A 26247-nucleotide genomic window follows, 5' to 3' on the forward strand; every position below is an offset into this window, starting at 1 on the left:
CCCTTCAGCCCTGCTGCGTCGGTTGGAACAGCAAGGCGCGTACCTCGTCGTCGAGCAGCCCGGCGACCTCGATACGCTGGATCATGCCCCGGGCGTCGCGTTGCAGTGGCCCCAGGTAATCGGCCTGACCCGCTTCCAGGCCGCTGGCCTTGAACGCCTCGCTGGGCAGGCGCAGGGTGTCGGTGGCCTGCTCCAGGATCAGACCGAGCACCGGAGATTGCTCACCCAGCTGCATGTCGAAGCGCACCAGCACCAGCCGCGTACTGCTGCGCGGCAGGGCGGGGCGACCCAGCACGCGGCGGCTGAGATCGATCACCGGGGTCACCCGGCCGCGATGCTCGAACAGCCCGGCAACCCACTGCGGTGCTTCGGGTACCTTTTTCAGGCGGCGCAGCGGCAGCACTTCGACCACCTGGCTGGCGGGCAGGGCGTAGCGATCGTTACCGAGCTGAAACTGCAGGTGCAGCTCCCCGGCTGATGCTTTGCTGGAAGCCGGCATGTTCAGACCTTGAAGCGGCTGACGCCAACGCGCAGGTTGTTGGCCACCTGGTTGAGTTCATCGATGGCGGCGCCGGCCTGGCGCAGCGAATCGACGGTCTGGCTGCTGGCTTCGCCGAGCTGCACCAATGCCTGGTTGATCTGTTCGGCGCCGGTGGACTGTGCCTGCATGCCTTCGTTGACCATCTGGATGCGTGGCGCCAGGGCCTGTACCTGCTGGATGATCTGGCTGAGCTGGTCGCCCATCTGTGCCATCTCGCCGATGCCGCGGCGCACTTCTTCGGAGAACTTGTCCATGCCCATCACCCCAGCCGATACGGCGGACTGGATCTCGCGCACCATTTGTTCGATGTCATAGGTGGCCACGGCGGTCTGGTCGGCCAGACGACGTACTTCCACGGCGACCACGGCGAAGCCCTTGCCATATTCGCCGGCTTTTTCCGCCTCTATGGCGGCGTTGAGTGAAAGCAGGTTGGTCTGGTCCGCCACCTTGACGATGGTGGTGACCACCTGGGTGATGTTGCCGGCCTTCTCGTTGAGGATCGACAGCTTGCCGTTGACTACGTCGGCAGCGCCCATCACCTGATGCATGATCTCTTCCATGCGGGCCAGGCCCAGCTGGCCGGTGCCGGCGAGAATCGAGGTCTGCTCGGCGTTATCCGATACCTCGCCCATGGTGCGGACCAGATCGCGCGAAGTGGCGGCGATCTCCCGTGAAGTTGCACCGATCTCTGTAGTAGTGGCGGCTGTTTCGGTGGCCGTGGCCTGCTGCTGGCGCGAGGTAGCAGCAATCTCGGTGACCGAGGTGGTCATCTGCACAGCCGAACGCTGTGTGTTGCCGACCAGGTTCTTGAGCTCGCCGACCATGCTGTTGAAACCCAGCTCGATGGCGTTGAATTCGTCGCGCCGGTGCAGGTCGAGCTTCACTGACAGGTCGCCGCTTTCCAGGGATTTGAGGGTGGCGACGATGCGGTTCACCGGTTTGGTGATGGCGTTCATCAGCAGCCAGCCGCACACGGCGGAGACGAGGATGGCCAGGAGGATGGCAATCAGCAAGCCTGCTTCCATGATGCGCACCGCACCACGAATTTCGTGCGCGGCGGCCTCGGCCTGGCTGCGATTCATCTCGATCAGCTCGCTCAGCAGGCTTTCGCCTTTGTCCCACTCGGGAAACACGCGTTCGGCACTGAACTGACGAGCCTGCTTGAGTTCGATGCTTGGCAAGCTGTCGAGCAGTTGCCCGTGGCGGTTCAGATACTGACGCTGCACCTGACGGAATTGCTCTGCCAGAGCAAGCTCCTGCTCGTCCGCCGTGGCGCTCTGGTAACGACCGAATTCCTCATCGAGCGCCTGCTCCAACGTGGCGAACTGGTCGCGGTAGGTGTCGAGCACGATGGTAACGTCTTCATCGACGGCACGTAGCAGCAGGCGGCGGGTGTCGAGCATGTGACGGGACCAGAGCTCCTGCGCCTTGCTCGGATGATAGAGGCCCGGGATAGACCCGTTGCGAATGCCATTGGCCTCTTTCTCGATCTGCACCAGGCGAAAATAAGAGGCGCCAGCCAGCAGAACCAGAATGGCGATGATCAGCAGGAAGCTGACAATGATTCGATTACGTACGGTCAGGTTCATCATGTCCATTGGGCCTGGCAGGTCAGTTTTGCTAATCGATTACAGCACACCGGCGTGTCGCCGTTTTGCCTGGGTGTAACGAATGTGTACCGGTTGCCTGGCGAAAGGCAATAAAAAAGCCGGCTTGTGGCCGGCTTTTCGGAGGTGGTCAGGGCTTATTTTTGGTAAGCCGCGACTGCCTTGTTGATCAGGCCGCGGGCTTCTTCAGCGCCGCCCCAGCCTTCTACCTTGACCCACTTGCCCTTCTCCAGATCCTTGTAGTTCTCGAAGAAGTGCTTGATCTGCTCGATCAACAGCGCGGGCAGGTCGGTGTATTCCTGAACGTCCTTGTACAGAACGCTCAGCTTGTCGTGCGGAACGGCAACCAGCTTGGCGTCGCCGCCCGCTTCGTCGCTCATGTGCAGGACGCCGACCGGACGGGCGCGGATCACCGAACCCGGAGCAACCGGATAAGGGGTCACGACCAGCACGTCGAGGGGGTCGCCGTCGTCAGCCAGGGTGTGCGGGATGAAACCGTAGTTGGCCGGGTAGAACATCGGGGTGGCCATGAAACGATCGACCATCAGGCAGTCGGTGTCGTGGTCGATTTCGTATTTGATCGGCGCGTGGTTGGCCGGGATTTCGATGGCAACGTAGATGTCGTTCGGCAGGTCTTTACCAGCCGGGATCTTGCTGTAGCTCATGGGGGAAACTCCCAGGGAGGGCCAAAAAAGTGGGGCGCATTATAGGCGTATTCGCAGTGCGTTACTACGGTGGCCTACTCAGCCATTGGTCGCGTTTTCGACCGCCCTGTAGTCGGGGTGTTCCGCCTGCAGACGCTGCAATCGCGCCAGGCTGTCCTGGCGGTAGAACAATGCCAGTTGCCGGTAGACCTCGGGGAAGGCGTCAGCCAGCAGATCCGGTGCGCTGAAGAAATATTCGCTGGTCACCGCGAAGAATTCCGCCGGGTCTTCGGCTGCGTACGGGTCGATGGCGGTTTCGCTGTCGGGGTTGGCGTCCAGCTCGGCGTTCAGTGCGTTATAGGCACTCTGCATGGCATTGGCCCAGTCCTGCACGCGCATGTCGCGGTGCAGCGGCGGCAGGCCATTGGCGCCGCCTTCGAGCATGTCCAGCTTGTGTGCCAATTCGTGGATCACCAGGTTGTAGCCTTCCCAACCGCCGCTGGCCTCGACGCCGGGCCAGGCGAGGATCACCGGGCCTTGCTGCCAGGCTTCGCCACTGCGGGCGTCATCCCATTCATGTTCGATGCCACTGGCGTCGCGGTGGCGCTGTGGGCTGAGGAAGTCGTCCGGGTAAAGGACGATTTCGTGAAAGCCCCGGTACCAGTCCAGATCGCCCAGGTGTAGCAGTGGCAACTGTGCCTGAGCTGCCAGCAGCAGTTGCTCGACTGGCCCGAGTTCCAGGCCGGGCAGGGCGGTCAGGTGCTTGTCATGCAGAAACAGTACGGCGTGCTCGCGCAGATGATGCTCTTCGCGTTCGTCGAGGCCGTCGAGAATCGGCAGGCGCCTGCGTACTTCGGCCCAGTGGGCGGGGTCGACAGGGTTGTTTTCGAGGGTGCGCCGACGGCGCCAGGCCTTGAAGGACCACATGCATGCGGGCTCGTTGGGATGACCACGCCACCATAAGGGCGCCAAGGCCTGGCTACAAGTCGGCACAAAGGCTGCAATGCCACTGGCAGCTTCGCTGATGCAGGAGGACTGAGCATGGCGCTGCAATTGCTGGAACACCCTGGAATCACGCTGGCGTTCGGCACTGGGCTGGACTTGCCGCAGCAGGCCGCGCGCGCTCGGGCGATGTGGCTGGCCGGTCGCCAACAACGTCCACCCTTGTTGCTGGTCGTGCTGCTTTGGGCGCGCCATTGCCCCGATGTGGTGCAGCGCCTTGAACATCATTTGGATGCCCTGTTCGCCGATTTTCGCTGTACGCCTGAGGGCTGGAGTGAAACCCAGGCCGTGCGACAGGTGCTGGCAGCCCTGAATCTTCAGCTGTTTCGCCAGCAGCAGGCCGGGCAGGGCGTCGCCGACTTGCATGCCGGTGTGCTTTTGATGCAAGGCGATGAGTTGCAGTTTCTGCAGGCGGGCAGTGTCGGCCTGGCGCGTGCGCATAAAGGCACCTTGCAAATCCTCACGGGGCGTGAGGGGCAGGCGCTCGGCGCCCAGGCCGAGCTGGCGCTGGTTCAGCACAGCCTGGTGCCAAGCTGCGGCGAGCATCTGCTGCTGGCACCGCAACCGCTGCTCGATGTGAGTGATCTGCAAGGGCTCTGTATCCAGGCGGAGGGTGCGCTTGGCGAGCGGCTGCAGCCGCTGTTGCAGGCCCCCGGCGCTGCAGTTTTGCTCGGCGTGGGCGAAACCCAGTGCCTGACGCCGGCGCCGTCCGCGCCGGCGCGCCCGGCGTTGACGCAGATCACCTGTGGCCAGCAGCTCGATGGTTGGACGCTGCTGAGCCAATGTCCTTATGGGCCGCCCGGGCGGCTGTATATCGGGTGTGATGAATCCGGGCGGGAAGCCGTGCTCTGGTTCGCCGAGGAAGACGCAGGGGAAGCCTTCTGGCAGCGCGAGTGGGCGTTGCGGCGTAGTGCGCAGCAGGGGTTGCCGCAGGTGCTGTCGCCGCATCAGGCGCGCAGTCACGCGTATCTGGTACTGGCCAAACCGCCCCGCGGCATGCGCAATCTGTTCGATTGGGTGGCCGCCCATGGTGCGCCGGATACACAGACGCTGATGGGGATAGTGACGCAACTGATCGCCGCCGTGCGTTCGCTGCAGCGCCGTGGCATGCAGGGGCTTTGGCTGAGTCCCAGGCAGATTCTGCTCGGTGATGATGGGCGCGTGCTGTTTCTGCCCGGAGCGGCTGTCATCCTGCCCGGCGTTGCGCGTCAACCTGTGCCTGAACAGGCTGTACCACTGGCGCCGGAGCTGCGCAGTGGCCGTGCGCTGGATGGTCGTGCTGATCAGTTCGCACTTGCGTCGCTGGTCTACTGGCTGATGTCCGGGCAATGGCCGGAGGCGGCGCGCAGCGACGTCGGGCCCGGTCACTGCTACGTGCCGTTGGCGACCTTTAGCGTGCATGTACCGCAAGGCTGGGATGGTGTGCTTGCCCGTGCCCTGGCGCCGCAGCCACAGGCACGTTTCGATGCACTGTCGGAGTTTCAGCTGGCATTGCAGCAGCCGCTGCAGGCGCGTCGCAGTCAAGCGCTGCGGCGGGTGCCGTTGCAGCCGACACGCCTGGCTGTTTTGGGCCTGGTCACCTTGCCATTGCTGTTCGGGCTGCTGCTCAGTCTCGGCGGCTGACGCACAGCCGCTGCGCTTGCAGTTCGATCAATCGGAGTTGATCGGCAGCACGTAGTTCTTGAACTGCTCGTCCTCGACGAAGCCGATGGACTCGTAAACCTTCTGCGCCACTTCGTTGTCGCGGCTGGTGGCCACGCGCATGCGCACGGCGTTGGTTTCCTTGGCCATCTGCTTGGCGGTGTGCAGCAGGCGGTCGGCAACCAGTTGGCGGCGAGCATCCTCGGCGACGTAGATGTCGTTGAGAATCCACACGCGCTTGAGCGACAGCGAGGAATAGCTGGGGTAGAGCTGGCAAAAGCCGAGCAGCTTGTCTTCATCGTCGGCCAGCGCCAGGTAGATCACCGACTCCTTGCGCCGCAGGCGCTTCTCGAGGAACTTGCGCGACGACTCGGGGTAGGGCAGTTCGTTGTAGAACTCGCGGTATTTGACGAACAGCGGGGTCAACAGGTCCAGGTGCTCCAGGGTGGCTTGGACGATGCGCATGGCGGGCCTCGGCTTCTGTGATTGAAACTGGATGGACGATGCAGCTGTTGTGCCAGCAAGCCAGTCGATGCTGCCTCAAAGCCAGTTGAATGTGCAATCAAAGCAAGCGTTTGATTTTCGCCTGCCGGGCAACTTGGTTTGCGCATCTCTGTCTGAACAGGGCGCAGCAGCCGCCTGGCGGGCGCTGTGCTAACCTGCCGCCATCGCTTTAAGCCCTATGATTAGGGCGCGTTCAGAGGTCATCAATGCACATTCATATTCTCGGCATCTGCGGCACCTTCATGGGGTCGCTGGCCGTTCTGGCCAAAGAGCTTGGCCATCGCGTTACCGGCTCCGATGCCAACGTCTACCCGCCCATGAGCACTCAGTTGGAAGCCCAGGGCATCGAGCTGATGCAGGGCTACGACCCGGCGCATTTGCAGCCGGCGCCCGATCTGGTGGTGGTGGGTAACGCCATGAGCCGTGGCAACCCGGCGGTGGAATATGTGCTGAACAAGGGCCTGCCCTACGTTTCCGGCCCGCAGTGGCTGGCCGATCACGTGCTGCAGGGGCGCTGGGTGATGGCGGTCGCCGGTACCCACGGCAAGACCAGCAGTTCCAGCATGCTCGCCTGGGTGCTGGAGCACGCCGGCATGAGTCCGGGCTTTCTGATTGGCGGCGTGCCGCAGAACTTCGGCATTTCCGCGCGGCTGGGCGACACGCCGTTCTTCGTGGTCGAGGCTGACGAATACGACAGCGCCTTCTTCGACAAGCGCAGCAAGTTCGTCCATTACCGTCCGCGTACGGCCATTCTCAACAATCTGGAATTCGACCACGCCGATATCTTCCCGGACCTGGCGGCCATCGAGCGACAGTTCCACCATCTGGTGCGCATCATTCCCGGCGAAGGCCTGGTCATCCACCCCGCCAGCGAAGCCGCGTTGGCGCGAGTCATCGAAATGGGCTGCTGGACACCTGTGCAGACCACCGGCGAAGGCGGGCAATGGCAGGCACGCCTGCTCAGCGCGGATGGCTCGCGCTTCGAGGTGAGCTTCGACGGCAAGGTCGAGGGTACCGTGCAGTGGAACCTGACCGGTCAGCACAACGTCGCCAACGCCCTGGCCGTGCTCGCTGCAGCGCGCCATGTCGGCGTGGTGCCGGCGCTGGGCATCGAGGCGCTGGGCCAGTTCATCAACGCCAAGCGGCGCATGGAGAAGGTCGCCGAGGTGAATGGCGTGACCGTCTTCGATGACTTCGCCCATCACCCGACCGCCATTGCCACCACCCTGGACGGGCTGCGCAAGCGCGTTGGTGACGACACTCAGGTGATCGCGGTGATCGAGCCGCGCTCCAATTCGATGAAGCTTGGCGCTCATCGCGATGGCCTGGCCGAGTCGGCCGAGCAGGCCGATGCGGTGTTCTGGTACGCCCCGCCGAATCTCGGCTGGGACCTAGGCGCGACCGTTGCTGGGGCGACCAATGCGACCCAGGTGTGCGATTCGCTGGAGTCGATCATCGACGGCGTGAAGGCCCTGGCGGGCCCCGGCACCCAGGTGGTGATCATGAGCAACGGCGGCTTCGGTGGTTTGCATGGCAAGCTGGCCGAGGCCCTGGCCTGAAGCTGGCAGTAGGGCGGGTGAAACCCGCCATGGTTCAAGTCCCGGCGGTTTGCACCCGCCCTACGCGGCATAAGCACGCGTAGCAGTCTTGAGAGTGAATGTATGAGCGGTCCCGATAGAGTTACCCTGGCCATGACCGGCGCCTCCGGCGCGCAATATGGTCTGCGCCTGCTCGATTGCCTGGTGCAGGAGGATCGCGAGGTGCACTTCCTGATCTCCAAGGCCGCGCAACTGGTGATGGCCACCGAGACCGACGTGGCGCTGCCGGCCAAGCCGCAGTCCATGGCGCAGTTCCTCACCGAATACACCGGCGCGGCGCCGGGGCAGATTCGCGTCTACGGCAAGGAAGACTGGATGGCGCCGGCGGCCTCCGGCTCCGGCGCGCCGACGGCCATGGTGGTGGTGCCGTGCAGCACCGGCACCTTGTCGGCCATCGCTACCGGTGCCTGCAACAACCTGATCGAACGCGCCGCCGACGTGGCATTGAAGGAGCGCCGCCAGTTGATCCTGGTGCCGCGCGAGGCGCCGTATTCGAGCATTCACCTGGAGAACATGCTCAAGCTGTCGAATCTGGGCGTGACCATTCTGCCGGCTTCGCCCGGGTTCTATCACCAGCCGCAGACGCTGGATGATCTGGTGGATTTCGTCGTTGCGCGCATCCTCAATTGCCTGAATATCCCTCAGGACATGTTGCCGCGCTGGGGCGAGCATCATTTGGTGTCGGATGACTAGCAGCGTGCGCCTGCTCTTATGCGCCGTGGCGCTGCTGAGCCTGAGCGGCTGTGCCACCGTGCGCACGCTGGATGCGGCCAAGCCTGGTGCGCCGGTGGTCTATGCCGGCACGCGACTGGATTGGTATGCGATCAATGGCGGCTGCTGCCCGCTGGATCGTTTCGGTGCCGAGGCGCCTCGTTATGCGGGACTGGATCTGCCGGCCAGCGCGCTGCTCGATACCCTGTTGCTGCCGTTTTCGCTAGCTACCGCCCTGGGTGTCAGCCTCGGTGTCAGCGGCGGGTTGTAGCCCGGATGCAATCCGGGACAGGCGCTAGTGCCATGACACCGTAGGGTGCGCTGTGCGCACCGAATCTCGGCTGCAGTGGTGCGTCCTAAGGTTGAAGGCTGGGATGTCATCCGGGAAAGCCCGGTGCGCGCGGCGCACCCTACATGGACGTGACGCCGTTCAGCAGGGTTCGGTTTCCACTTCCTGGCACACGTCGATCCACTCGGCGTCCACCAGTTCGGCCATGCGCTGCGGGGCGATACGCACGGCGCTGTGGGTGGCGCCGGCCGCCGGCAGCACTTCGTTAAAGGCCAGCAGCGAGCGGTCGCAGTAGACGCTGAGCGGTGTGGCCAGGCCGAACGGGCAGACGCCGCCGACCGGGTGGCTGGTCAGCTCGACAACGGTTTGTGCATCGAGCATGCGCGCCTTGGCGCCGAAGCATTCCTTCATCTTGCGGTTGTCGATACGGGCGTCACCGCGGGCGACGATCAGCACGTCGCGTTCGGCGATGCGAAAGGCCAGGGTCTTGGCGATCTGTCCCGGCGATACACCATGCGCTTCGGCAGCCAGCGCCACGGTGGCGGTGCTGGACTGCAGTTCGATGATCGCGATATCGGGCGCCTTGGCGGCGAAGAAGGCGCGTACAGAGGCCAGGCTCATGAAACGATCCCCCCAGGGCTGTCGAGGTGGGCATGGCACGACGGCCAGTCTCTCGCTGGCCAAGCGCAGCCCCCTTCCTGGGGTGCTGGTGTGGTCGTGACCACGGCGAAAAAACAAGCGGCCATGCTCGCGCTGCATGAGCTGCGCGTCAAGGCCTGATGGCGTCAGTTTGCCAGCAGATGTGCTGTTTTTACCGCCTCAATGAGCCCGTAGCGGCCTTTTTCATCTCGCGTTACCCGTCCCATGGCCACTTCCGGGTCATGGGTGAACACCAGCCGGCCGTCACGCGAAAACAGGTCACTGAGCAGCGCTTGCTTCTCCTCGATCAGGCCTTCGGGGAAGCGGTCATAACCCATGGTGATCGGGAGATGGACCCAGGGCGCGCCGGGAATCAGGTCACCGGGAAACACCACCGGTCCGCCCGGCATGGCGACTTCCGGCAGCAGTTGGCCCGGCGTATGGCCGTCGCTCCAGTGCAGGCGCCAGTCGGGGCCGAGCAATTCGCAGTGCTCGGTTTCGTCGATCAGTTGCAGGCGGCCGCTGTTTTCCAGGAGATCGAGCAGTTCCGGAATATAGGAGGCCTTATCCCGGGCGTGTGGGTTGCAGGCACGCTGCCACTGGCGTCGGCCTGTGATGAAGCGCGCGTTGGGGAACAGCAATCGTGCTGGCTGACCCTCTTGCCAGGCGGCGAGCAGGCCGCCGGCATGGTCGAAGTGCAGGTGGGTGAGCACCAGGATGTCGATGTCGGCGTCACTCAAGCCCACGGCCGCCAGGCTGTCGAGCAGCACGTGGCGATCTTCCTGCACGCCAAAGCGCTGCCTGAGTTCGGGGCTAAAGAAGGCACCGATACCGGTTTCGATGAGGATGTTGCGCTCGTCCTCCTGCACCAGCAGGGCACGGCAGCCGAGGTCGATGCGGTTCAGTTCGTCGGCCGGCATCCAGCGTTGCCAGAGAGCCTTGGGCGCGTTGCCGAACATGGCGCCGCCGTCGAGTTTCTGGCTGTTGCCGGTGAGGGTGGTCAGGGTTCGCATGGGTGTTCTCTTGTTCTTGTCTGGGAGGCGTGGTGGATGTCGCTTTCTACATCCACCGGCTCGTTTGTTCCAGGCTAGCGTTCGATGGCCAGCGCCACGCCCTGGCCGCCGCCGATGCACAGGGTAGCCAGGCCACGGCGGGCATCGCGGCGCTGCATCTCGTGGATCAGGCTGACCAGGATGCGGCAGCCGGAGGCGCCGATGGGGTGGCCGAGGGCGATGGCACCGCCGTTGACGTTGACCTTGGCGCTGTCCCAATGCAGCTCGCGGCCGACGGCGATGGCCTGGGCGGCGAAGGCTTCGTTGGCCTCGATCAGGTCGAGCTGTTCCAGGCTCCAGCCTGCCCGCTCCAGTGCCTTGCAACTGGCGAATACCGGGCCAATGCCCATCACCGCCGGGTCGACCCCGGCGCTAGCGTGGGCGGCAATGCGCGCCAGCACCGGCAGTTGCAATTCATCGGCCTTCTCGGCGCTCATCAGCAGTACGGCAGCAGCGCCGTCGTTGAGCGTCGAGGCATTGCCGGCGGTCACCGTGCCGTCGTTCTTGAAGGCCGGGCGCAGCTTGCCGAGGCTGTCCAGGCTGGTGCCGGCGCGCGGCTGTTCGTCCTGGGCAAAACGCAGCGGTTCGGCGCCGCGTTGGGGAATTTCCACGGGGACGATCTCGCTGGCAAAACGGCCGGACTCGATGGCTGCCTGGGCGCGCTGCTGCGAGCGCAGGGCGAAGGCATCCTGTTCGGCGCGCGTGACGCCGTACTGCTCGGCCAGGTTCTCGGCGGTGATGCCCATGTGGTAGTTATTGAAGGCGTCCCACAGACCGTCCTGGATCATCGTGTCGACCAGCCCGGCATGACCCATGCGCAGGCCGCTGCGGGCGCCGGGCATGACGTAGGGCGCCAGGCTCATGTTCTCCTGGCCGCCGGCGATGATGATCTCGGCATCGCCACCACGAATGGCCTGGGCACCGAGGATCACCGCCTTGAGGCCGGAGCCGCAGACCTTGTTCAGGGTCATGGCCGGCACCGTATGTGGCAGGCCGGCGAGCAGCACGCTCTGCCGGGCCGGATTCTGCCCTGAGCCTGCGGTAAGTACCTGGCCTAGAATCACCTCGTCGATCTGCTCGCCTGCAATGCCTGTGCGGGCGAGGAGTTCACGGATCACTGCCGCGCCCAGCTGCGGGGCTGGAATGCGGCTCAACGCGCCCTGGAAGCTGCCTATGGCAGTACGGCAGGCGGCGACTATCACGACTTCACGCATAAAGGTTCCTCGTCGGTTGGGCATGTCCCAGCCGAGACTTGAATAAAAAAGCGCGGCGCCGAAGCGCCGCGCAACACGCTCAACCCTGTAGGGCGGGTGAAACCCGCTAGCTCGGCGGTGACGGGTTACCCCCGCCCTACGTTTAAAACTGCTCGGCAGCCAGGCCATACAAGGACTGGCTACCACCACGAATGCTCGCCTCCAGGCTCAGGGTGCGCGGCAGCAGGCGGGCGAAGAAGAACTCGGCGGTAGCGAGCTTGCCGCCGTAGAAAGCGTTGTCCTCGTTCTGTTTGCCCTGCGCCACGGCGGCCATGCGCGCCCACATATAGGCGTAGGCGACGTAGCCGAACAGGTGCAGGTACTCCACCGAGGCGGCACCGACCGAATTGGGATCGCTCTTGGCCTGCTCCAGCAGCCAGCCGCTGACCGCTTCAAGACGTTCCAGCGCTTCCACCAGGCGCTCGCCGTGAGGCGATTCGTGAGCATGGGCGAAGTCGCGCACTTCGCCGGCGAACAGGCGCAGCGCGGCGCCGCCGTTGGCCACCACCTTGCGCCCGAGCAGGTCGAGCGCCTGTATGCCGTTGGTGCCTTCATAGATCTGCGCGATGCGCACGTCACGCACCAACTGCTCCTGGCCCCACTCGCGGATGTAGCCGTGGCCGCCGAACACTTGCTGGCCGTGCACGCAGCTTTCCAGACCGGTGTCGGTGAAAAAGGCCTTGGCCACCGGCGTCAGCAGGGCGACCAGGGCTTCGGCGTTCTGCCGCTCGTTGGCGTCCTCGGCGTACTTGGCCAGGTCGAGTTGCTGGCCGACGTAGCAGGCGAAAGCACGACCACCTTCGTTCAACGCCTTCATCGTCAGCAGCATGCGACGCACATCAGCGTGGACGATGATCGGGTCGGCGATCTTGTCGTGATTGACAGGGCCGGTGGCGGCGCGGCTCTGGATGCGTTCGCGGGCGTAGCTGACGGCCGACTGGTAGGACGCCTCGGCGCAGCCGATGCCCTGGATGCCAATGGACAGGCGTTCGTAGTTCATCATGGTGAACATCGCCGCCAGGCCTTTGTTGACCTCGCCGATCAGATAGCCGGTGGCGCCGTCGAAGTTCATCACGCAAGTGGCCGAGGCCTTGATGCCCATCTTGTGCTCGATGGAGCCGCAGCTCACCGCATTGCGCGCGCCGAGGTTGCCATCGCCGTTGACCATCACCTTGGGCACCAGGAACAGCGAGATGCCCTTCGGCCCAGTCGGTGCGTCCGGCAACTTGGCCAGCACCAGGTGGATGATGTTCTCGGTCAGATCCTGCTCACCGCCGGTGATGAAGATCTTGCTGCCGGTGACCTTGTAGCTGCCGTCTGCCTGCGGCTCGGCGCGGGTTCTGATGATGCCCAGGTCGGTGCCGGCGTGGGCCTCGGTCAGGCACATGGAACCGGCCCAGCGGCCCTCGTACATCGGCGGCAGGTAGGTGGTTTTCAGTTCTTCGCTGGCATGGGCGTCGATGGCCAGGCAGGCGCCGGAACTCAGCGCCGAATACAGCGCGAAACTGGAGCCAGCGGCGTAGAGCATTTCCTCGAAGGCCACGGCGAGCATCTTGGGCATGCCCATGCCGCCGTACTGCGGGTTGCCGGACAGGCCGACCCAGCCGCCTTCGGTGTAGGTGGCGTAGGCCTCGCGGAAACCGGCTGGGGTGCGCACGTCGCCATCGACCCACTGCGCGCCTTCCTCGTCGCCGCTGCGGTTGAGCGGGGCGATCAGGCTGCCGGTGACCTTGGCGGCTTCTTCGAGGATGGCGTCGGCGGTGTCGGCATCGACGGTTTCCGCCAGGGCCGGCAGACGTGCCCACAGGTTTGGCGCCTGGAAGACTTCATGGAGGACGAAGCGCATATCGCGCAGCGGGGCGTTGAACTCGGGCATGGTGCAACCTCGACAGCAGTGGCGCCGCGACGAGCGCGGCGCGTGTGGAACGAAATCCGTCAGTCGGCTTCCGCCTGACTTTGCGGCTTATCCTTGACGCTGGTGAATTTAAGCAGATGGGTACGTTCGACCAGGATGTACAGCGCCGCACCCGCAGCCAGGCCCCAGCCAGCGCCGTAGACGGCGAGCACCACACCCATGGTGCCGGCGATGCCGCGCTCGGTGTTGTTGTTGAGTTGCTCGAAGCCGACCATCAGGCAGATGTAGCCGGTGAGGATCAGCGTCAGCGACAGGGCGATCGGCAGCACCGGCTGGAAGAAACTGACCAGCGGCAGCATGAACAGCGCGGCGAAGCCGGTGATCCAGAACGTGCCAGCGCCGCTGTAGATCGAATCCATCGCCTTGCGTCCGTATTTGTAGCGTTCGGCCATGGTTGCCGCCACCGCCGTCCACAGCGGACCGGCCAGGCCCGGGTAGGGTGCGAAGAAGGCATGCAGGGCGTTGCGGATGGCGGTCACCAGATGCACGCGGTCGACGTTGTTTTCGATCACCTCGTCGGTGCGCAGTTCATCGGCGCGTTGCATCAGCGACTGACCAACGATGATGTCGCCGAAGGCGATCACATAGGCGATCACCGCCGTGGGCACGGCCAGCAGGAACACGTCCAGGCCGGGGAAACCGACGCTGAACGGCAGGTAGTTCCACATCTCGGCGAAGGCCGGCGCGGTGATGCCCCATTTCACGTCCGGCATCTTGTACTCGCCCACGCCGATGCCGATGAAAATGGCGATCAGCATGCCTGGCACCATGCCGTAGTTGACGATCTTGCGTGCCATTGGCACACGCTCGGTCAGGCCCTTGAACGACACGGAGAACATCAGGTACAGGCAGATCAGGCTGCCCAGCACCAGGGAGATCGGCGTGTTGGCCAGGCGGCCACCGGCGCTGATCTCGCCCATCAGTGCGGCGATGCCGGCGCCGATGATGATGCCGCCCTTCATCGAGTTGGGGATCAGCCGCACCAAGGCGCTGCCCAGACGCGTGACGCCGAGCACGAGGAAAATCACGAACACCAGGAACTGCAGGGCGAACAGCGCCTGGATGGCCTGCGGGCCCGGCTCGAAGTCGCCGAGGAACAGCAGCACCACGGGGATGCCAGGGGTGATCCAGCCGGGTACGAAGGGCACGCCGAGCAGCGCCGGCAGCATGAAGCCGATGCCACACACCACCACATAGGCCAGGGCCACGTCATAGGGCAGGCCGAGGTATTTCTCCAGCAGCGGGATCATCGCCAGGCTGACCACGAACATGATCAGCGCCTGCAGCATCTCCGCCGTTTCCCAGCGGTAATGCACGAAGGGCAGGCGCACCTTGAACGGCCCGAGGGGCCAGTGTGGTTGTTCGTCGCCGTCACGGCGCTTGAAAATTTGCATGAGGGTTCTCCGTCGGCCGCCAGGGCCGGTTCTTGTTGTTGTGCAAACGGTGGGCTGCGGTCTGTGGGAGGCGCTTTAGCGGCGACGCTCGCGGCTGAAGCCCCTCCCACAAGGGATCAGAGCGCCTTGGCCATATCGCGCAGGACGAACTTCTGGATCTTGCCGGTGCTGGTCTTGGGCAACTGGGTGAAGACCACGGTCTTGGGCACCTTGAAGCCGGCCAGGTGGTCGCGGCAGAAGGTCATGATCTCGCTGTCGCTGGCTTGCTGACCGGTCTTCAGGGTGATGAAGGCGCAGGGCGTCTCGCCCCATTTCTCGTCCGGGCGCGCTACCACGGCCGCCTCCAGCACGGCGGGGTGGCGATAGAGCACGCCCTCGATTTCGATGGTGGAGATGTTCTCGCCGCCGGAGATGATGATGTCCTTGAGGCGGTCGCGGATTTCCACGTAGCCGTCGGCATGGCACACGCCCAGGTCGCCGGTGTGGAACCAGCCGCCCTCGAAGGCCTCGGCGGTGGCGCTGGGGTTCTTCAGGTAACCCTTCATCACGGTGTTGCCGCGCATGAAGATCTCGCCGATGGTCTGGCCATCGCGCGGCACCGGCTCCAGGGTTTTCGGGTCGGCGACCATCACCCCTTCCAGGGTCGGGTAGCGCACGCCCTGGCGCGCCTTGATGGTGGCGCGCTCCTCCAGCGGCAGTTCATCCCACTCGGCATGCCAGGCGCACAGCGTGACCGGGCCGTAGACTTCGGTGAGGCCATAGACGTGGGTCACGGTGATGCCCATCTCTTCCACCGCACCGATCACCTTGGCCGGTGGTGCGGCGCCAGCCACCATGGCCTTGACCGGATGATCGATGGCGGCCTTGGCTTCGGGCGGCATGTTGACCAGGGCATTGAGCACGATGGGCGCGCCGCACAGGTGAGTAACCTGCTCGTCGCGGATCAGGGTGAGGATCTTCGCCGGGTCGACGCGGCGCAGGAACACATGCACGCCGGCCAGGGCGGTGATGGTCCAGGGGTAGCACCAGCCGTTGCAGTGGAACATCGGCAGGGTCCACAGGTAGACCGGGTGGTTGCCCATGGCCCAGGTCATCTGGTTGCCCATGGCGTTGAGGAAGGCGCCACGGTGGTGATAGACCACGCCTTTCGGGTTACCGGTAGTGCCGGAGGTGTAGTTGAGGCTGATGGCCTGCCACTCGTCCGCCGGCCACTGCCAGGCGAACTCGGGGTCGCCTTCGGCGAGGAAGGCCTCGTAGTCCAGATCGCTGACGGCCTGGCCTTCGCCGTACTCCGGGTCGTCGACATCGATTACCAGCGGCGGGTGGTCGAGCATGCCGATGGCGGCGTGGATCACGTCATGGAACTCGCGGTCGGCGATCACCACCTTGGCCTCGCCATGCTGCAGCATGAAGGAGATGGCCTCTGCATCCAGACGTACGTTGAGGGTGTTGAGCACTGCGCCGATCATCGGCACGCCGAAATGCGCTTCGAGCATCGCCGGAATGTTCGGCAGCATCACCGCTACCGTATCGCCCTTGCCGATACCGCGACCGGCCAGCGCCGAGGCCAGGCGCCGGCAGCGTGCGTAGGTTTCGGCCCAGTCGCGACGAATCGAACCATGCACCACTGCCGGGTAGTGTGGGTATATCGCCGCAGTGCGTTCGATGAAGCTCAGGGGGCTGAGGGCGACATGGTTGACGGCGGCGCGGCCGAGGCCCTGCTCGTAGATCGACATGGCGGATACACCTTTGGCTGATTGTTAGCTCTGGTTATTCCGGTAATGATGCAGGCATTACCGAAGCTTTCTGGCGGTGATTTATAGGTCATTTCTTTTTTTTATGGAAGTTGTACCAAGGTTTTATAGAATAATTACTATATGAATCTTTCGAGTGATCAGGCGGTCGTGCCGCTGCAGGCCTGGCTGCGTATCCAGCGCGAAGCGCCATCCCTCAATGAGCGGGCGGCGGCTTTGCGCCGTGCCGTGCTGGGTTGCCCACAGGTACGCCAGGCCTGGTACCTGACCTGGCAACCGGCCAGCCGTACCTATGCCCAGGACGACGGTGGCCCGCGCCTGCCGCCGGGGCAGGGCGATCCTCTGGCCGCCAGCGATCAGGAGTTGTTCGAGGCGCTGACGACACAGCCCTGCCTGAGCCTGGAAGCAGTGCGTCAACTGCCCTGCTGGCTGGCCGGGCGACTGCGCCGCGCCGCGATTCATCACGGCCAGGCGCTGGCGCTGAGTCTGGAGGAGGGTGGTGCCGGTCTGTTGCTGCTGCAGGTGGACGAAGACGCCGGTCTGCAATGGCTACCCTGGCTGCGTGAGCTGCTGGCGCAACTGATCGCGCTGTCCGGCGGTATGGCGCGCAGCGCGCCGCTGCTATCGGCAGATCCGCAGCCGGCGCTGCTGCTCGATGAACAGGCGCGCCCGCTGGAGTTCAACCACGCGTTGCTGGCGCTGCTAGGCGAGCGCGCGTTGGCGCAGGTGGGCGCGCTGTTGCCGGTGAATCATGTGCCGCTGGTGCGCGCCTGTCTGGAGCAGGCCCGTGCCATCGAGGCGGTGGAGGCGCAGGACGGCGAGCGCATCCTGATCTGGAGCTTCATCCCCGACCTCGCCGAATGTCGCGTGCTGGCACGCTGCCGCGAAGCGACCCAGGAAATTCGCGAGCAGCGCGAAGCTGCGCGCGCGCGCAGGCTGTATCGGCTGATCACCGAGAACACCACCGACCTGATTTCCCGGCATACGCCGGACGGCGTGTTTCTCGATGCCACGCCTGCAAGCTGGACGTTGCTCGGCTACTGGCCGGAAGAGTTGCGCGGCATGGCGGTCGACGGCCTGCTGCATCCACAGGACCAACTGCAGCAGGCCAAGCAGGCGCGCGAGGCGCTGGAGCAGGACGGCTACCACACCATGACCTATCGCATCCGTCACCGCGACGGGCACTACCTGTGGTTCGAGACCGCCAGCCGCGCCATCCGCGAGACCTACACCGGCGCGGTGGTGGAGGTGGTCAGCGTTTCGCGCGACATCACTGCGCGTATCCATGCCGAAGAGAACAAGCGGCGTCTGGAGGACGAACTGGCACACACCACGCGTTTGATCACCCTGGGCGAGCTGGCGTCGGGCATCGCCCATGAGATCAACCAGCCGCTGGCGGCTGTGGTCAACTACGCCAGTGCCAGCCAGCGCTATCTGCAGGGCGTCGGCGGTGATCCGGCCGGTGTCGACAAGGTGGCTCAGGGCCTGGCGCGCATCACCGAACATGCCAACCATGCCGCGACGGTGATCAGACGTCTGCGCGCCTTCCTGCGCAAGGGCCAACGGCGCATGCAGGCGCTGAACCTGGCCGAGGTGGCACGCGAGGCCGTGCGTTTGTGCGCCTGGGAGGCGGGCGCGGCACAGGTGGCGGTCAGCGACGCCTTGCCGGACAATCTGCCGCTGGTATTCGCCGACCGTGTATTGCTCGAGCAGGTGTTGCTGAACCTGCTGCGTAATGCCATCGAGGCGAATCGCGACCAGCATCCAGGCAGCGCATCGCAGATACGCCTGGAGGCTCGTGAAGGCAACGGCAGCCTGACGATCAGGGTGATCGACCAGGGACCGGGCGCCAGCGACGAGCAACTGGGCAAGCTGTTCACGCCGTTCTACACCAGCAAGGCGGACGGCCTGGGGCTGGGTCTGTCCATGAGTCGCAGTATCATCGAGGGTTTTGGTGGGGCGCTGGAGGCATTGCCGGCCGAGGGTGGCGGGTTGTGCTTGGAGTGTCGTTTGCCGCTGGGCAGGGACGATGAGTCGTTGTCGAACAGTCGCGGCTAAAGCCACTCCCACGGGGCATGCAAACTGTGGGAGGGGCTTCAGCCGCGACCGATGAAATGCATAACAACAAGAGGAGCTGCACTGGGATGCAACAACTGGTTTATGTGGTCGATGACGACCAGGGCATGCTCGACTCGACCCTCTGGCTGCTGGAGTCGGTAGGCCTCAAGGGCGTGCCGTTCACTAGCGGTCGCGCCTTTCTCGAGGCCTGCGATGCGCTGGCCAATGCTTGCGTCCTGCTCGATGTGCGCATGCCGGGTATGGGCGGCCTGAACGTGCAGGAGGAGATGCGTGCGCGCGGCATCGACCTACCGATCATCTTCGTCAGCGGCCATGCCGACGTACCCATCGTCGTGCGCGCGTTCAAGGCCGGCGCGGTGGATTTCATCGAGAAGCCCTACAACGAGCAATTGCTGCTCGACAGTGTGCAGCAGGCGCTGGAGCGTCGTGCGCCTCCGGTCCGGCTGGATCCGCGTCTGGCCGAAGTACAGGCACGGCTCGATCAACTCACCCCACGTGAGCGTGACGTGCTGTTGCCACTGGTGCGCGGCTACACCAACCGTGAAGTGGCCGAGCAGCTCGATATCAGCGTAAAAACCGTCGACCTCTATCGCTCACGGGTGATGAAGCGCATGCAGGCCGAAAGCCTGCCGGAACTGGTGGGCATGGCCATCGCCGCCGGTCTGGTGGACAGCCTGGCGTTGCGTGAGCCGGCGCGCGCCTGAGCCTTCAGGCTGAGCCCTGCTGCAGGTCGAGGGTGGCTCGGCCATAGGCACCGATCTGTTCGGCCGGCTGCGGGACGCCATACAGGTAGCCCTGGAAGTAGCGACAGCCCAGGTGTAGCAGGGCGTCGCGCTGCGCCTGGCTCTCTACGCCTTCGGCGATGACGCGTAACTCCAGCGCCTGACCCAGGGCGAGAATGGTCCGCACGATGGCGGTATCGCTGGCATTGTCGAGCAGATCGCGAACGAAGCTGCGGTCGATCTTCAACTGGTCGAGTGGCAGGCGCTTCAGGTAGCTGAGCGATGAGTAGCCTGTGCCGAAGTCGTCCAGCGAGAAGCGCACGCCGTGGGCTCTGAGCTGGGCCATCTTGTTGATCAGCGCTTCGATGTCCTGGACCAGCTGACTTTCGGTCAGCTCCAGCTCCAGCCTGTGCGGGTCGGCTCCGGTCTCCTGCAGCGCGGCGAGCACGTCGGTGACGAAGTCAGGGTGATGGAATTGGCGGGCGCTGACGTTGATCGCCACGGTCAGCGCAGCGCGCTGCGGGTCATTGGCCCATGAGGCGAGTTGCTGACAGGCCGTGTGCAGGATCCAGCGGCCCATGGGCAGGATCAGCCCGGTGCTTTCCGCCAGCGGGATGAACTCGCCAGGCGGTACCAGACCGCGCTGCGGGTGCTGCCAGCGTACCAGCGCCTCGGCGCCGAGCAGCTCACCCCGTTCATCTACCTGCGGCTGGTAGTGCAGAAGTAGCTGAGCCTCGCTCAGGGCGTGACGCAGCTCGTGCTCCAGGGTAGCGCGGGCCGCCAGTGCCTGCTGCATGCGCGGGTCGAAGAAGCACAGGGTATTGCGCCCGGCGGCCTTGGCTTCATACATCGCCAGGTCGGCGTGCTTGAGCAGCTCCTCGGGCTTGTCGTGCGGTTGCGAGAACAATGCGACACCAATGCTGGCGCTACCGCTGTGGCTATAGCCGGGCAGCTCGAACGGGGTGGCCAGAGCGCGCAGCAGTTTTTCTGCGACATGCTCGATGGCGGCGATGGCTGCCTGAGGTTCGGGGTCGAGGTTCTCCAGAGTCAGTACGAACTCATCACCGCCGAGGCGCGCCAGGCTGTCTTCGAGGCGCACCTGATTGAGCAGACGGTCGCTGACCTGTTGCAGCAGCAGGTCGCCCATGTCGTGGCCGAGGGTGTCATTGAGCTGCTTGAAATTGTCCAGATCGATGAACAGCAGCGCGCCCTCACGTCGACTACGTGCGCTGCGGGCCAGGGCGAACTGCAGGTGTTCGAGCAGCAGGCGGCGATTGGGCAGACCGGTGAGTGCGTCGTAATAGGCGAGCTGATGGATCTGTTCGAGGTTCTTCTTGTGCTCGGTGATGTCGGTGGAAATGCCGCACAGAGCGTAGATGCTGCCATCGGCCGCACGCAGCGGCAGCTTCACCGAAAAGTAGGTGCGCTCGTTACGGCCGTAGCGATCACGGTTGGTTTCCTCGCTTTCGATGCGCTCGCCAGCCAGTACGAGTCGGTCATTGATGCTCAGTGCTTGCGCTGTGTCACTGTCGAAGAAGTCGGCATCGCTATGGCCGATGACCTGTTCGGCGCTGCGTCCGAACAGATCGCAGACCTTGCGATTGACGTACTGATAACGCAGTTGCGGGTCCTTGATGTAGATATGTGCCTCGACGCTGTCGAGGATGGTATTGAGGCGCGCTTCGCTGGTCTTGAGATGTCGGGTCTTGTCCGCGACCTGGCGGCGCAACAACAGGCTGCCGCCAATGGCCAACGTCAGTAGCGCGGCTAGCAGCGCCAGGCCCCACCAGAACAGGACGGGAACGTTGCGCTGCTGAGGTGCGCCGCTCCAGCGCTGCAGCACCTGAAAGTAGATAGAGCCAGGCGCTGATTGCCAGTTTTGCAGGTGCTGGTCGATGGCGCTGAGCAGCTCGCCGTTGGCACCCTTGCGCGTGGCGTAGAACAACTGTGCGGGCTGGAACATGATCGGTGTCGCGCTCAGGCGGTAGTTGGCGGCGTGATAGTCACCGAACAGCTGATTGGCCACCACTGCGTCGGCCTGTTCGGCAAGCACCATGGCAAAGCCCTGACTCAGGTCGCTGAGCGGAATCATCTGCGCCTGCAGGCCAAAGCTGTCGAGCAGGCTCTGCAGATACTGGTATTGAATCGACCCCTCCAGTGCGGCGATACGCAGGTCGCGCAGGTCGAGCACGCTCCGCAGGTGCAGCTCTTCGTGGCTGTACAACTGCGACCAACTGAATAGCGAAGGCACCTGGTGGAAGTCCATCAGTTGTGCGCGTTCTTCGCTGAAGGCGACGTCCGGCAGCAGATCGATCTCGCCGTCCTGCAGCATCTGCAGACATTGCTGCCAGGCGCAGGGCACTGTCTGCAGCTGCCAGCGCTCCTCGTTGGCAATCGCCTGCAGCAGTTCACCGAGAATGCCCGATGGCTGTGCGTTGGCATCGGCAAAGATCTTTGGCTCGTTGGCGTATACACCGACCCTGACCGTGCGTGTCTCTGCGGCAATGTTCCAGGCGCAGCCCAGCAGGCACAGGCACAGCAGCAGGTGAACAAGGCGGGGTGAAGAGAGCGGCTTCATGCGCGGGTCGACTTCCATTGGCAAAGTTCCAGCAACCTGTTCTGCAGTATGGCCGCCTATGCCGAGTATGCGAGCTCAGGACGGTGCTCAGTCGGCCCAGCCGCGATAGACGTGGGTCATGGGCCTGGGCCCCTTCAGGTAACCGGTATCCAGCTGGCGGATATGAAAACCACCGGCGATAATCAGCGCGGGTATGTCGCGGTCCAGGTGGCAGCCGCCGGCCAGCGGCTTCCACAGTGGGGTGAGGCGTTTTTGCCAGCGCACCACAGGGAGATCCGGCGCCAGTCCGTGTTCGCAAAACAACAGACGGCCGCCGGGTTTGAGCACCCGGCGCATTTCGTCCAGGGCGGCGACCACATCGGGGATGGTGCACAGAGTGAAGGTACAGACGATATCGTCGAAGCTGGCGTCCTCAGCCTGAATCTGGCCCAGCTCCAGGGCGATCATTTCCACCGGCATCTGGCAGCGCGCGGCGCGGTCGCGGGCCAGGCGCTGCATGTCGGCGGACGGGTCGACGCCGACGACTACCTCGACGCGCTGCGGATCGTAGAAGCTCAGGTTGAGACCGCTGCCGATGCCGATTTCCAGCACCCGTCCCTTTGCCAGTGGTACGACCTGCGAGCGTGCCTTCATGACCGCGCCCATGCCGCAGGCGAAATCGATCAGATACGGCAGCACATGGCGGTCATAGAGGCCCATGGTTCAGGCCTCGTCTTGCTCGACGTCGTCATCGTTGTCGCCGCGATAGGCAGCGAAGCACTTGAGGCTGTGGCTAGCCTCGTTGCCTTCGATGAGCCAGCTGTCGTCCGCTTCGCTGTACCGCGCGGCCTGCACCGAAGCCAGGGAAAACTTCCACAGGCGGCGTTCGCGGCCATCGATGCAGTGCACCTGCAGCAGGGGTTTGGCAGAGCTGTCGCTGCCCGCCGTGCCGGCGCTGATCTGCGCCAGCAATTCGGTGTCGAGGTCGAACTGCCAGGCATACAGACCATCGATCTCCAGCATGTCGGCGTCCTGCAGGGCCTCGATCAGGCTTGTCGGTTTCATCGCATCACCCACGGCATCAGCGCCCCAGGCGGCGCAGGTCGGAAGACTCTATCACGCGCACGCCGTCTTCCTCTTCCAGAGCCAGGCGCCACAATGCACGGGCCAGGGCGCAGGCGTCGATGCCGCGGTACTTGCCCGGCAGCCAGCGCAGCAGCGGCGCTGCCAGACGCTCGCCGAGACGAAATTCGTGCCGCGCACCGAGCAGCAGCGACGGGCGGGCGATGGTCAGTTGCGGCCAGTCCATGGCCTTCAGCGCCGCTTCGGTCTCGCCCTTGACGCGGTTGTAGAACACCTTTGATCCGGGGTTGGCGCCCAGGGCGCTGATCACCACCAGATGCCGTGCGCCCAGCTCGCGAGCGCGGCGAGCGAAGGCCAGCACCAGGTCATGGTCGACGGCGCGGAAGGCTTCCTGCGAGCCGGCCTGCTTGATGGTGCTGCCCAGGCAGCAGAAAGCGGTATCGACCTGGCCGGACAACTGCGGCAGCAGCGCTTGCAGGTCGCCCACCGGGTTTTCCAGGTGAGGGTGCGTGGCCAGCGGCCGGCGGGTAGGCGCCAGCACGCGGGCGACCGTTGGCTCGCTGAGGAGGCGGTCGAGCAGGTGTTCACCGGTGAGTCCGGTGGCACCAGCGAGAAGGATGTGCTGCGGGGTCAGGTACATGCAATTGTCTCTTGTCCGTTACAGTTCAGCTTAACAGGCTGTTGAAAAACTACCTGCGTTGGCAATGCTGCGTTAAAAACAGCCTCAAAATGCTCATTTACAATTTGTAAACTGCGCTTTTTCGGCTGTTTTTGCCTCGCCTTGCCTGCCTCGCCTACGTTTTTCAACGGCCTGTTAGTCCTTTGCCGGACCGCTGGCCACGGCGCTGAGCGCTCGCTCGGCCTGGCTCTGGCGCAGGTTACGCCAGTGCTGGAGTACGCCGCGTGGCGCCCAGATCTGCGGTTCGGAAGGTTCGAAGCCGTCGCTCTGCTCACGCTCGGCGACGCGTTCCTTGGCCAGCTCGAAGGCACGCTCGAGGTTGTCGGTCTCGCCCAGCGCCTCGGCGAACAGGGCACGCCCGAAGTAGGTGAAGTCGTTTTCCTCGCTGCAGCCGAAGGACACCCGATCGGCGCGTGCGGCGGTCATTACCAGAGTCTTCTCGTCTTTCAGTGGCGGGATGAAACCGCCGGAATAGCAGGCAGAGATCACTACCACCTTGTTGCGCTGCTTGAGCGGAGCGAGCAGAGCGGCCAGCTCGCTGGCGGGCAGGTCGGCCAGCTGCAGGCGTGGCTGGTCGAGATTGAGCTCGTGTCGGCGCGAGCCGTGGCTGGTCAGGTAGATGAAGATCAGGTCTTCCTCGCCGCTGCGTTCAGCCAGCGCCTGGACGGCGCGGGTGAGGTTCTCGCGGGTGGCCAGCGGGCGGTCGGCGAGATGGTCGCGATGGTTGATCAGGCTGATGCTGCCATAGGCGCCGAAGCGCTCGCGCATCAGCCGGCTGACGTAGTCGGCTTCGCGCATGAATACGCTTTGCTTGCCGTCGCCGGCCAGAGTCAGCGCATACAGTTCGCGCGCCGAGGTTGAGGCTGGAATCGCGGCGATGGCTTGATCGAGCAGGTGCCCTTGCTGCAGCAGACCCAGTTCGAGGCTGTCGGGCAGCACCTGGCCCTGTTCGTCACGCACCAGGCGGCCGCGTTGCCAGGTGCCGGACTGGCGGCTGCCATCGGCCAGGGTCAGGGTGCCTTCGCCGCTGTACTCGCCACCCGAGAAATGCCCGCGGTAGGCGCTGCCATCGGTCAGGGTGAGCAGGCCTTCGCCTTCGTACTGCCAGTCGGCGAATTCGCCGAGGTAGCGGGTGCCAGCGCCGTCGGTATATTCACCGGGGCCCTGCATCACGCCCTCGATGAAATCCCCGGCCCAGGTTTCGCCGCTGGCGCTCTGGTAGCGGCCCTTGCCGTGGAATTCATCATTCTGGAAACCGCCGCTGTAGTTGTCGCCATCGGCATTCTGGTAACTGCCCTGGCCACTGAGCAGCCCCTGGGTGAACACGCCGCTGTACTGGTTGCCATAGGCATCGCTGCGCACGCCCTGGCCTTCTGGCTGACCATTGACGAACTGGCCCTGGAAGCTGCTGCCGTCGGCCGTCTCCAGTTTGCCCAGGCCATGGAAGCGGTCATTGAGAAATTCGCCCTGGTAGCGCTGGCCGCCCTGTTCGAGCAAGCCTGCGCCACTGAAACGGTTGCGTTCGAAACCGCCCTGATAGCGACTGCCATCGCTGTAGGTCAGGGTGCCCTGGCCATGGAACATGCCTTGGTGGAATTCCCCCAGGTAGTGTTCGCCGCCAGGGCCTTGCCATTCGCCGCTGCCTTCGAGCATGCCGTCCTTGAACTGACCGACGAACCAGCTGCCGTTGCGGTAGTCCAGGCGCCCCGGACCTTGCAATAGCCCATCGACTATCTCGCCGCGATACTGACCGCCGTCTGGCAGCGTGGCATTGGCCGGCAGCAGCGGGCGCGCTTCCTCGCAACCGACGAGCAGCAGGGACAGGCAAAGAGGCAGTAAGCGCAGGGCAAGGGGATTCATGACGGACGTCCAGGTCAGTGCTTTGTCCGCAGTATGCCGCAAGCCTGGACGCTTGCGTTGCCGAGTCGCACGCTTTGCTGATGTGAGAACGCTCCCGCCCCGGCGGCTGCCGCCGGAAACGGGAACAGTCCGGGTCAGACGAAGCAGAGGGTCAGCGGTTCGGCGATATAGGCCGGCTTTTCCTGGCCTTCGATCTCCAGTACGGCGCGGGCCTTGAGCAGCCACTGGCCGGGGTTCTTCTCGGTGGCGTCGGTCAGGGTCACCGTCAGACGCACTTTGGAGTCAACCTTGACCGGTTGGATGAAACGCACGCTGTCGAGGCCGTAATTCACAGCCATTTTCAGGCCCTGCGGCATGATCATGATGCCTTCCATCAGCATCGGCACCAGCGACAGCGAGAGGAATCCGTGGGCGATGGTGGTGCCGAAGGGGGTCAGCTTGGCCTTTTCCGGGTCGACGTGGATGAACTGGTGGTCGCCGGTGCACTCGGCGAACTGATTGATGCGCTGCTGGTCGATGGTCAGCCACTCGGACTTGCCGAGTTCCTTGCCAACATGATCCTTGAGCTCTGCTACGGGTACGAACGGCATAGTTCCTCCTTGAGGACGCGGGTGTTGTTCTTGTGTGCGTGGAACCGTTGCGGCCTAGATCATCACGGGGCCGGCAGCGGGTCAAGCCTGCCTTGGCGTAATGAATGACGCGGCATAGGCCAGCCTGACGAAG

23 protein-coding genes are annotated in these 26247 nt (G+C 64.3%); 6 read left to right on the forward strand and 17 right to left on the reverse strand.

Translation table 11 applies throughout. The features are described from left to right. Positions 1-4 precede the first annotated feature (4 nt). From INS93_RS04940 to INS93_RS04955, 4 genes are all read right to left on the reverse strand, one after another. Positions 5-499 carry a chemotaxis protein CheW gene (locus INS93_RS04940; protein ID WP_192980525.1) on the reverse strand — a complete coding sequence of 165 codons (495 nt, stop codon included), beginning with the start codon at positions 497-499 and terminating at the stop codon, positions 5-7. Between the two features lie 2 nt (positions 500-501). Continuing rightward, a complete protein-coding gene (locus INS93_RS04945; protein WP_178094593.1) occupies positions 502-2133 on the reverse strand; it encodes a methyl-accepting chemotaxis protein in 1632 nt (543 codons plus the stop codon). A gap of 152 nt (positions 2134-2285) precedes the next feature. Then, complete coding sequence (gene ppa / locus INS93_RS04950; protein WP_074679082.1) at positions 2286-2813, reverse strand: inorganic diphosphatase; 528 nt, start codon at positions 2811-2813, stop codon at positions 2286-2288. A gap of 78 nt (positions 2814-2891) precedes the next feature. Beyond that, positions 2892-3719 carry a zinc-dependent peptidase gene (locus INS93_RS04955; protein WP_192980526.1) on the reverse strand — a complete coding sequence of 276 codons (828 nt, stop codon included), beginning with the start codon at positions 3717-3719 and terminating at the stop codon, positions 2892-2894. 114 nt (positions 3720-3833) lie between these two features. Between INS93_RS04955 and INS93_RS04960 the strand changes: the two genes are divergently transcribed. Further along, positions 3834-5417 (forward strand): protein kinase, encoded by a 1584-nt coding sequence (locus INS93_RS04960; RefSeq protein WP_192980527.1) that lies wholly within the window; start codon positions 3834-3836, stop codon positions 5415-5417. Between the two features lie 27 nt (positions 5418-5444). Here the strand turns inward: INS93_RS04960 and INS93_RS04965 are convergent, their stop codons facing one another. After that, positions 5445-5900, reverse strand: a complete 456-nt coding sequence (locus INS93_RS04965; protein ID WP_036998299.1) for a GNAT family N-acetyltransferase — start codon at positions 5898-5900, stop codon at positions 5445-5447. Positions 5901-6145: 245 nt separating this feature from the next. On the opposite strand from INS93_RS04965, the gene mpl reads away from it, so the two are divergent. The 3 genes from mpl (at position 6146) to INS93_RS04980 (ending at position 8519) form a co-directional block, all read left to right on the forward strand. After that, positions 6146-7498 carry a UDP-N-acetylmuramate:L-alanyl-gamma-D-glutamyl-meso-diaminopimelate ligase gene (gene mpl, locus INS93_RS04970; RefSeq protein WP_192980528.1) on the forward strand — a complete coding sequence of 451 codons (1353 nt, stop codon included), beginning with the start codon at positions 6146-6148 and terminating at the stop codon, positions 7496-7498. 102 nt (positions 7499-7600) lie between these two features. Beyond that, positions 7601-8230, forward strand: coding sequence for a flavin prenyltransferase UbiX (gene ubiX, locus INS93_RS04975; RefSeq protein ID WP_192980529.1), 630 nt, complete (start codon positions 7601-7603; stop codon positions 8228-8230). Continuing rightward, positions 8223-8519, forward strand: a complete 297-nt coding sequence (locus tag INS93_RS04980; protein ID WP_003463065.1) for a YceK/YidQ family lipoprotein — start codon at positions 8223-8225, stop codon at positions 8517-8519. The genes ubiX and INS93_RS04980 overlap by 8 nt, the downstream gene beginning before the upstream one ends. A gap of 159 nt (positions 8520-8678) precedes the next feature. On the opposite strand, the gene INS93_RS04985 is transcribed toward INS93_RS04980, so the two are convergent. From INS93_RS04985 to INS93_RS05010, 6 genes are all read right to left on the reverse strand, one after another. Next, a complete protein-coding gene (locus tag INS93_RS04985; protein WP_192980530.1) occupies positions 8679-9158 on the reverse strand; it encodes a YbaK/EbsC family protein in 480 nt (159 codons plus the stop codon). Positions 9159-9322: 164 nt separating this feature from the next. Beyond that, positions 9323-10189: an MBL fold metallo-hydrolase gene (locus tag INS93_RS04990; protein WP_192980531.1), complete on the reverse strand. Its 867-nt coding sequence runs from the start codon at positions 10187-10189 to the stop codon at positions 9323-9325. A gap of 74 nt (positions 10190-10263) precedes the next feature. Then, positions 10264-11442 carry an acetyl-CoA C-acetyltransferase gene (locus INS93_RS04995; RefSeq protein ID WP_192980532.1) on the reverse strand — a complete coding sequence of 393 codons (1179 nt, stop codon included), beginning with the start codon at positions 11440-11442 and terminating at the stop codon, positions 10264-10266. Between the two features lie 142 nt (positions 11443-11584). Next, entirely contained in the window at positions 11585-13357 is a 1773-nt protein-coding gene (locus tag INS93_RS05000; protein ID WP_192980533.1) for an acyl-CoA dehydrogenase C-terminal domain-containing protein, read from the reverse strand. A gap of 59 nt (positions 13358-13416) precedes the next feature. Next, positions 13417-14790, reverse strand: a complete 1374-nt coding sequence (locus tag INS93_RS05005; RefSeq protein WP_192980534.1) for a solute carrier family 23 protein — start codon at positions 14788-14790, stop codon at positions 13417-13419. 116 nt (positions 14791-14906) lie between these two features. Beyond that, positions 14907-16526 (reverse strand): acyl-CoA synthetase, encoded by a 1620-nt coding sequence (locus INS93_RS05010; protein ID WP_192980535.1) that lies wholly within the window; start codon positions 16524-16526, stop codon positions 14907-14909. A gap of 141 nt (positions 16527-16667) precedes the next feature. On the opposite strand from INS93_RS05010, the gene INS93_RS05015 reads away from it, so the two are divergent. Continuing rightward, on the forward strand, positions 16668-18602 hold the full coding sequence (locus tag INS93_RS05015) for a sensor histidine kinase (protein ID WP_192980536.1): 1935 nt from the start codon (positions 16668-16670) through the stop codon (positions 18600-18602). Between the two features lie 86 nt (positions 18603-18688). Beyond that, positions 18689-19327 (forward strand): response regulator transcription factor, encoded by a 639-nt coding sequence (locus INS93_RS05020; protein WP_160017097.1) that lies wholly within the window; start codon positions 18689-18691, stop codon positions 19325-19327. A gap of 4 nt (positions 19328-19331) precedes the next feature. On the opposite strand, the gene INS93_RS05025 is transcribed toward INS93_RS05020, so the two are convergent. The 6 genes from INS93_RS05025 to INS93_RS05050 all read right to left on the reverse strand — a co-directional run bounded on the left by INS93_RS05025 (position 19332) and on the right by INS93_RS05050 (position 26114). Next, positions 19332-21941 carry an EAL domain-containing protein gene (locus INS93_RS05025; RefSeq protein ID WP_226945338.1) on the reverse strand — a complete coding sequence of 870 codons (2610 nt, stop codon included), beginning with the start codon at positions 21939-21941 and terminating at the stop codon, positions 19332-19334. A 69-nt stretch (positions 21942-22010) separates the two neighbouring features. Beyond that, positions 22011-22622: a class I SAM-dependent methyltransferase gene (locus INS93_RS05030; protein ID WP_192980537.1), complete on the reverse strand. Its 612-nt coding sequence runs from the start codon at positions 22620-22622 to the stop codon at positions 22011-22013. A gap of 3 nt (positions 22623-22625) precedes the next feature. Next, positions 22626-22967, reverse strand: coding sequence for a DUF5629 family protein (locus INS93_RS05035; RefSeq protein ID WP_160017099.1), 342 nt, complete (start codon positions 22965-22967; stop codon positions 22626-22628). 16 nt (positions 22968-22983) lie between these two features. Next, complete coding sequence (locus INS93_RS05040; RefSeq protein ID WP_192980538.1) at positions 22984-23625, reverse strand: oxidoreductase; 642 nt, start codon at positions 23623-23625, stop codon at positions 22984-22986. Positions 23626-23799: 174 nt separating this feature from the next. After that, positions 23800-25524 carry a C13 family peptidase gene (locus INS93_RS05045; protein ID WP_192980539.1) on the reverse strand — a complete coding sequence of 575 codons (1725 nt, stop codon included), beginning with the start codon at positions 25522-25524 and terminating at the stop codon, positions 23800-23802. 134 nt (positions 25525-25658) lie between these two features. Continuing rightward, the gene (locus INS93_RS05050; protein ID WP_192980540.1) at positions 25659-26114 is read right to left on the reverse strand and encodes a MaoC family dehydratase; all 456 of its coding nucleotides are present in this window, start codon (positions 26112-26114) and stop codon (positions 25659-25661) included. Between the last annotated feature and the right edge of the window lie 133 nt (positions 26115-26247).

The sequence above is a fragment of the Pseudomonas sp. EggHat1 genome (genome assembly GCF_014892995.1).
GTDB classification, from domain to species: Bacteria; Pseudomonadota; Gammaproteobacteria; order Pseudomonadales; family Pseudomonadaceae; genus Aquipseudomonas; species Aquipseudomonas chaetocerotis.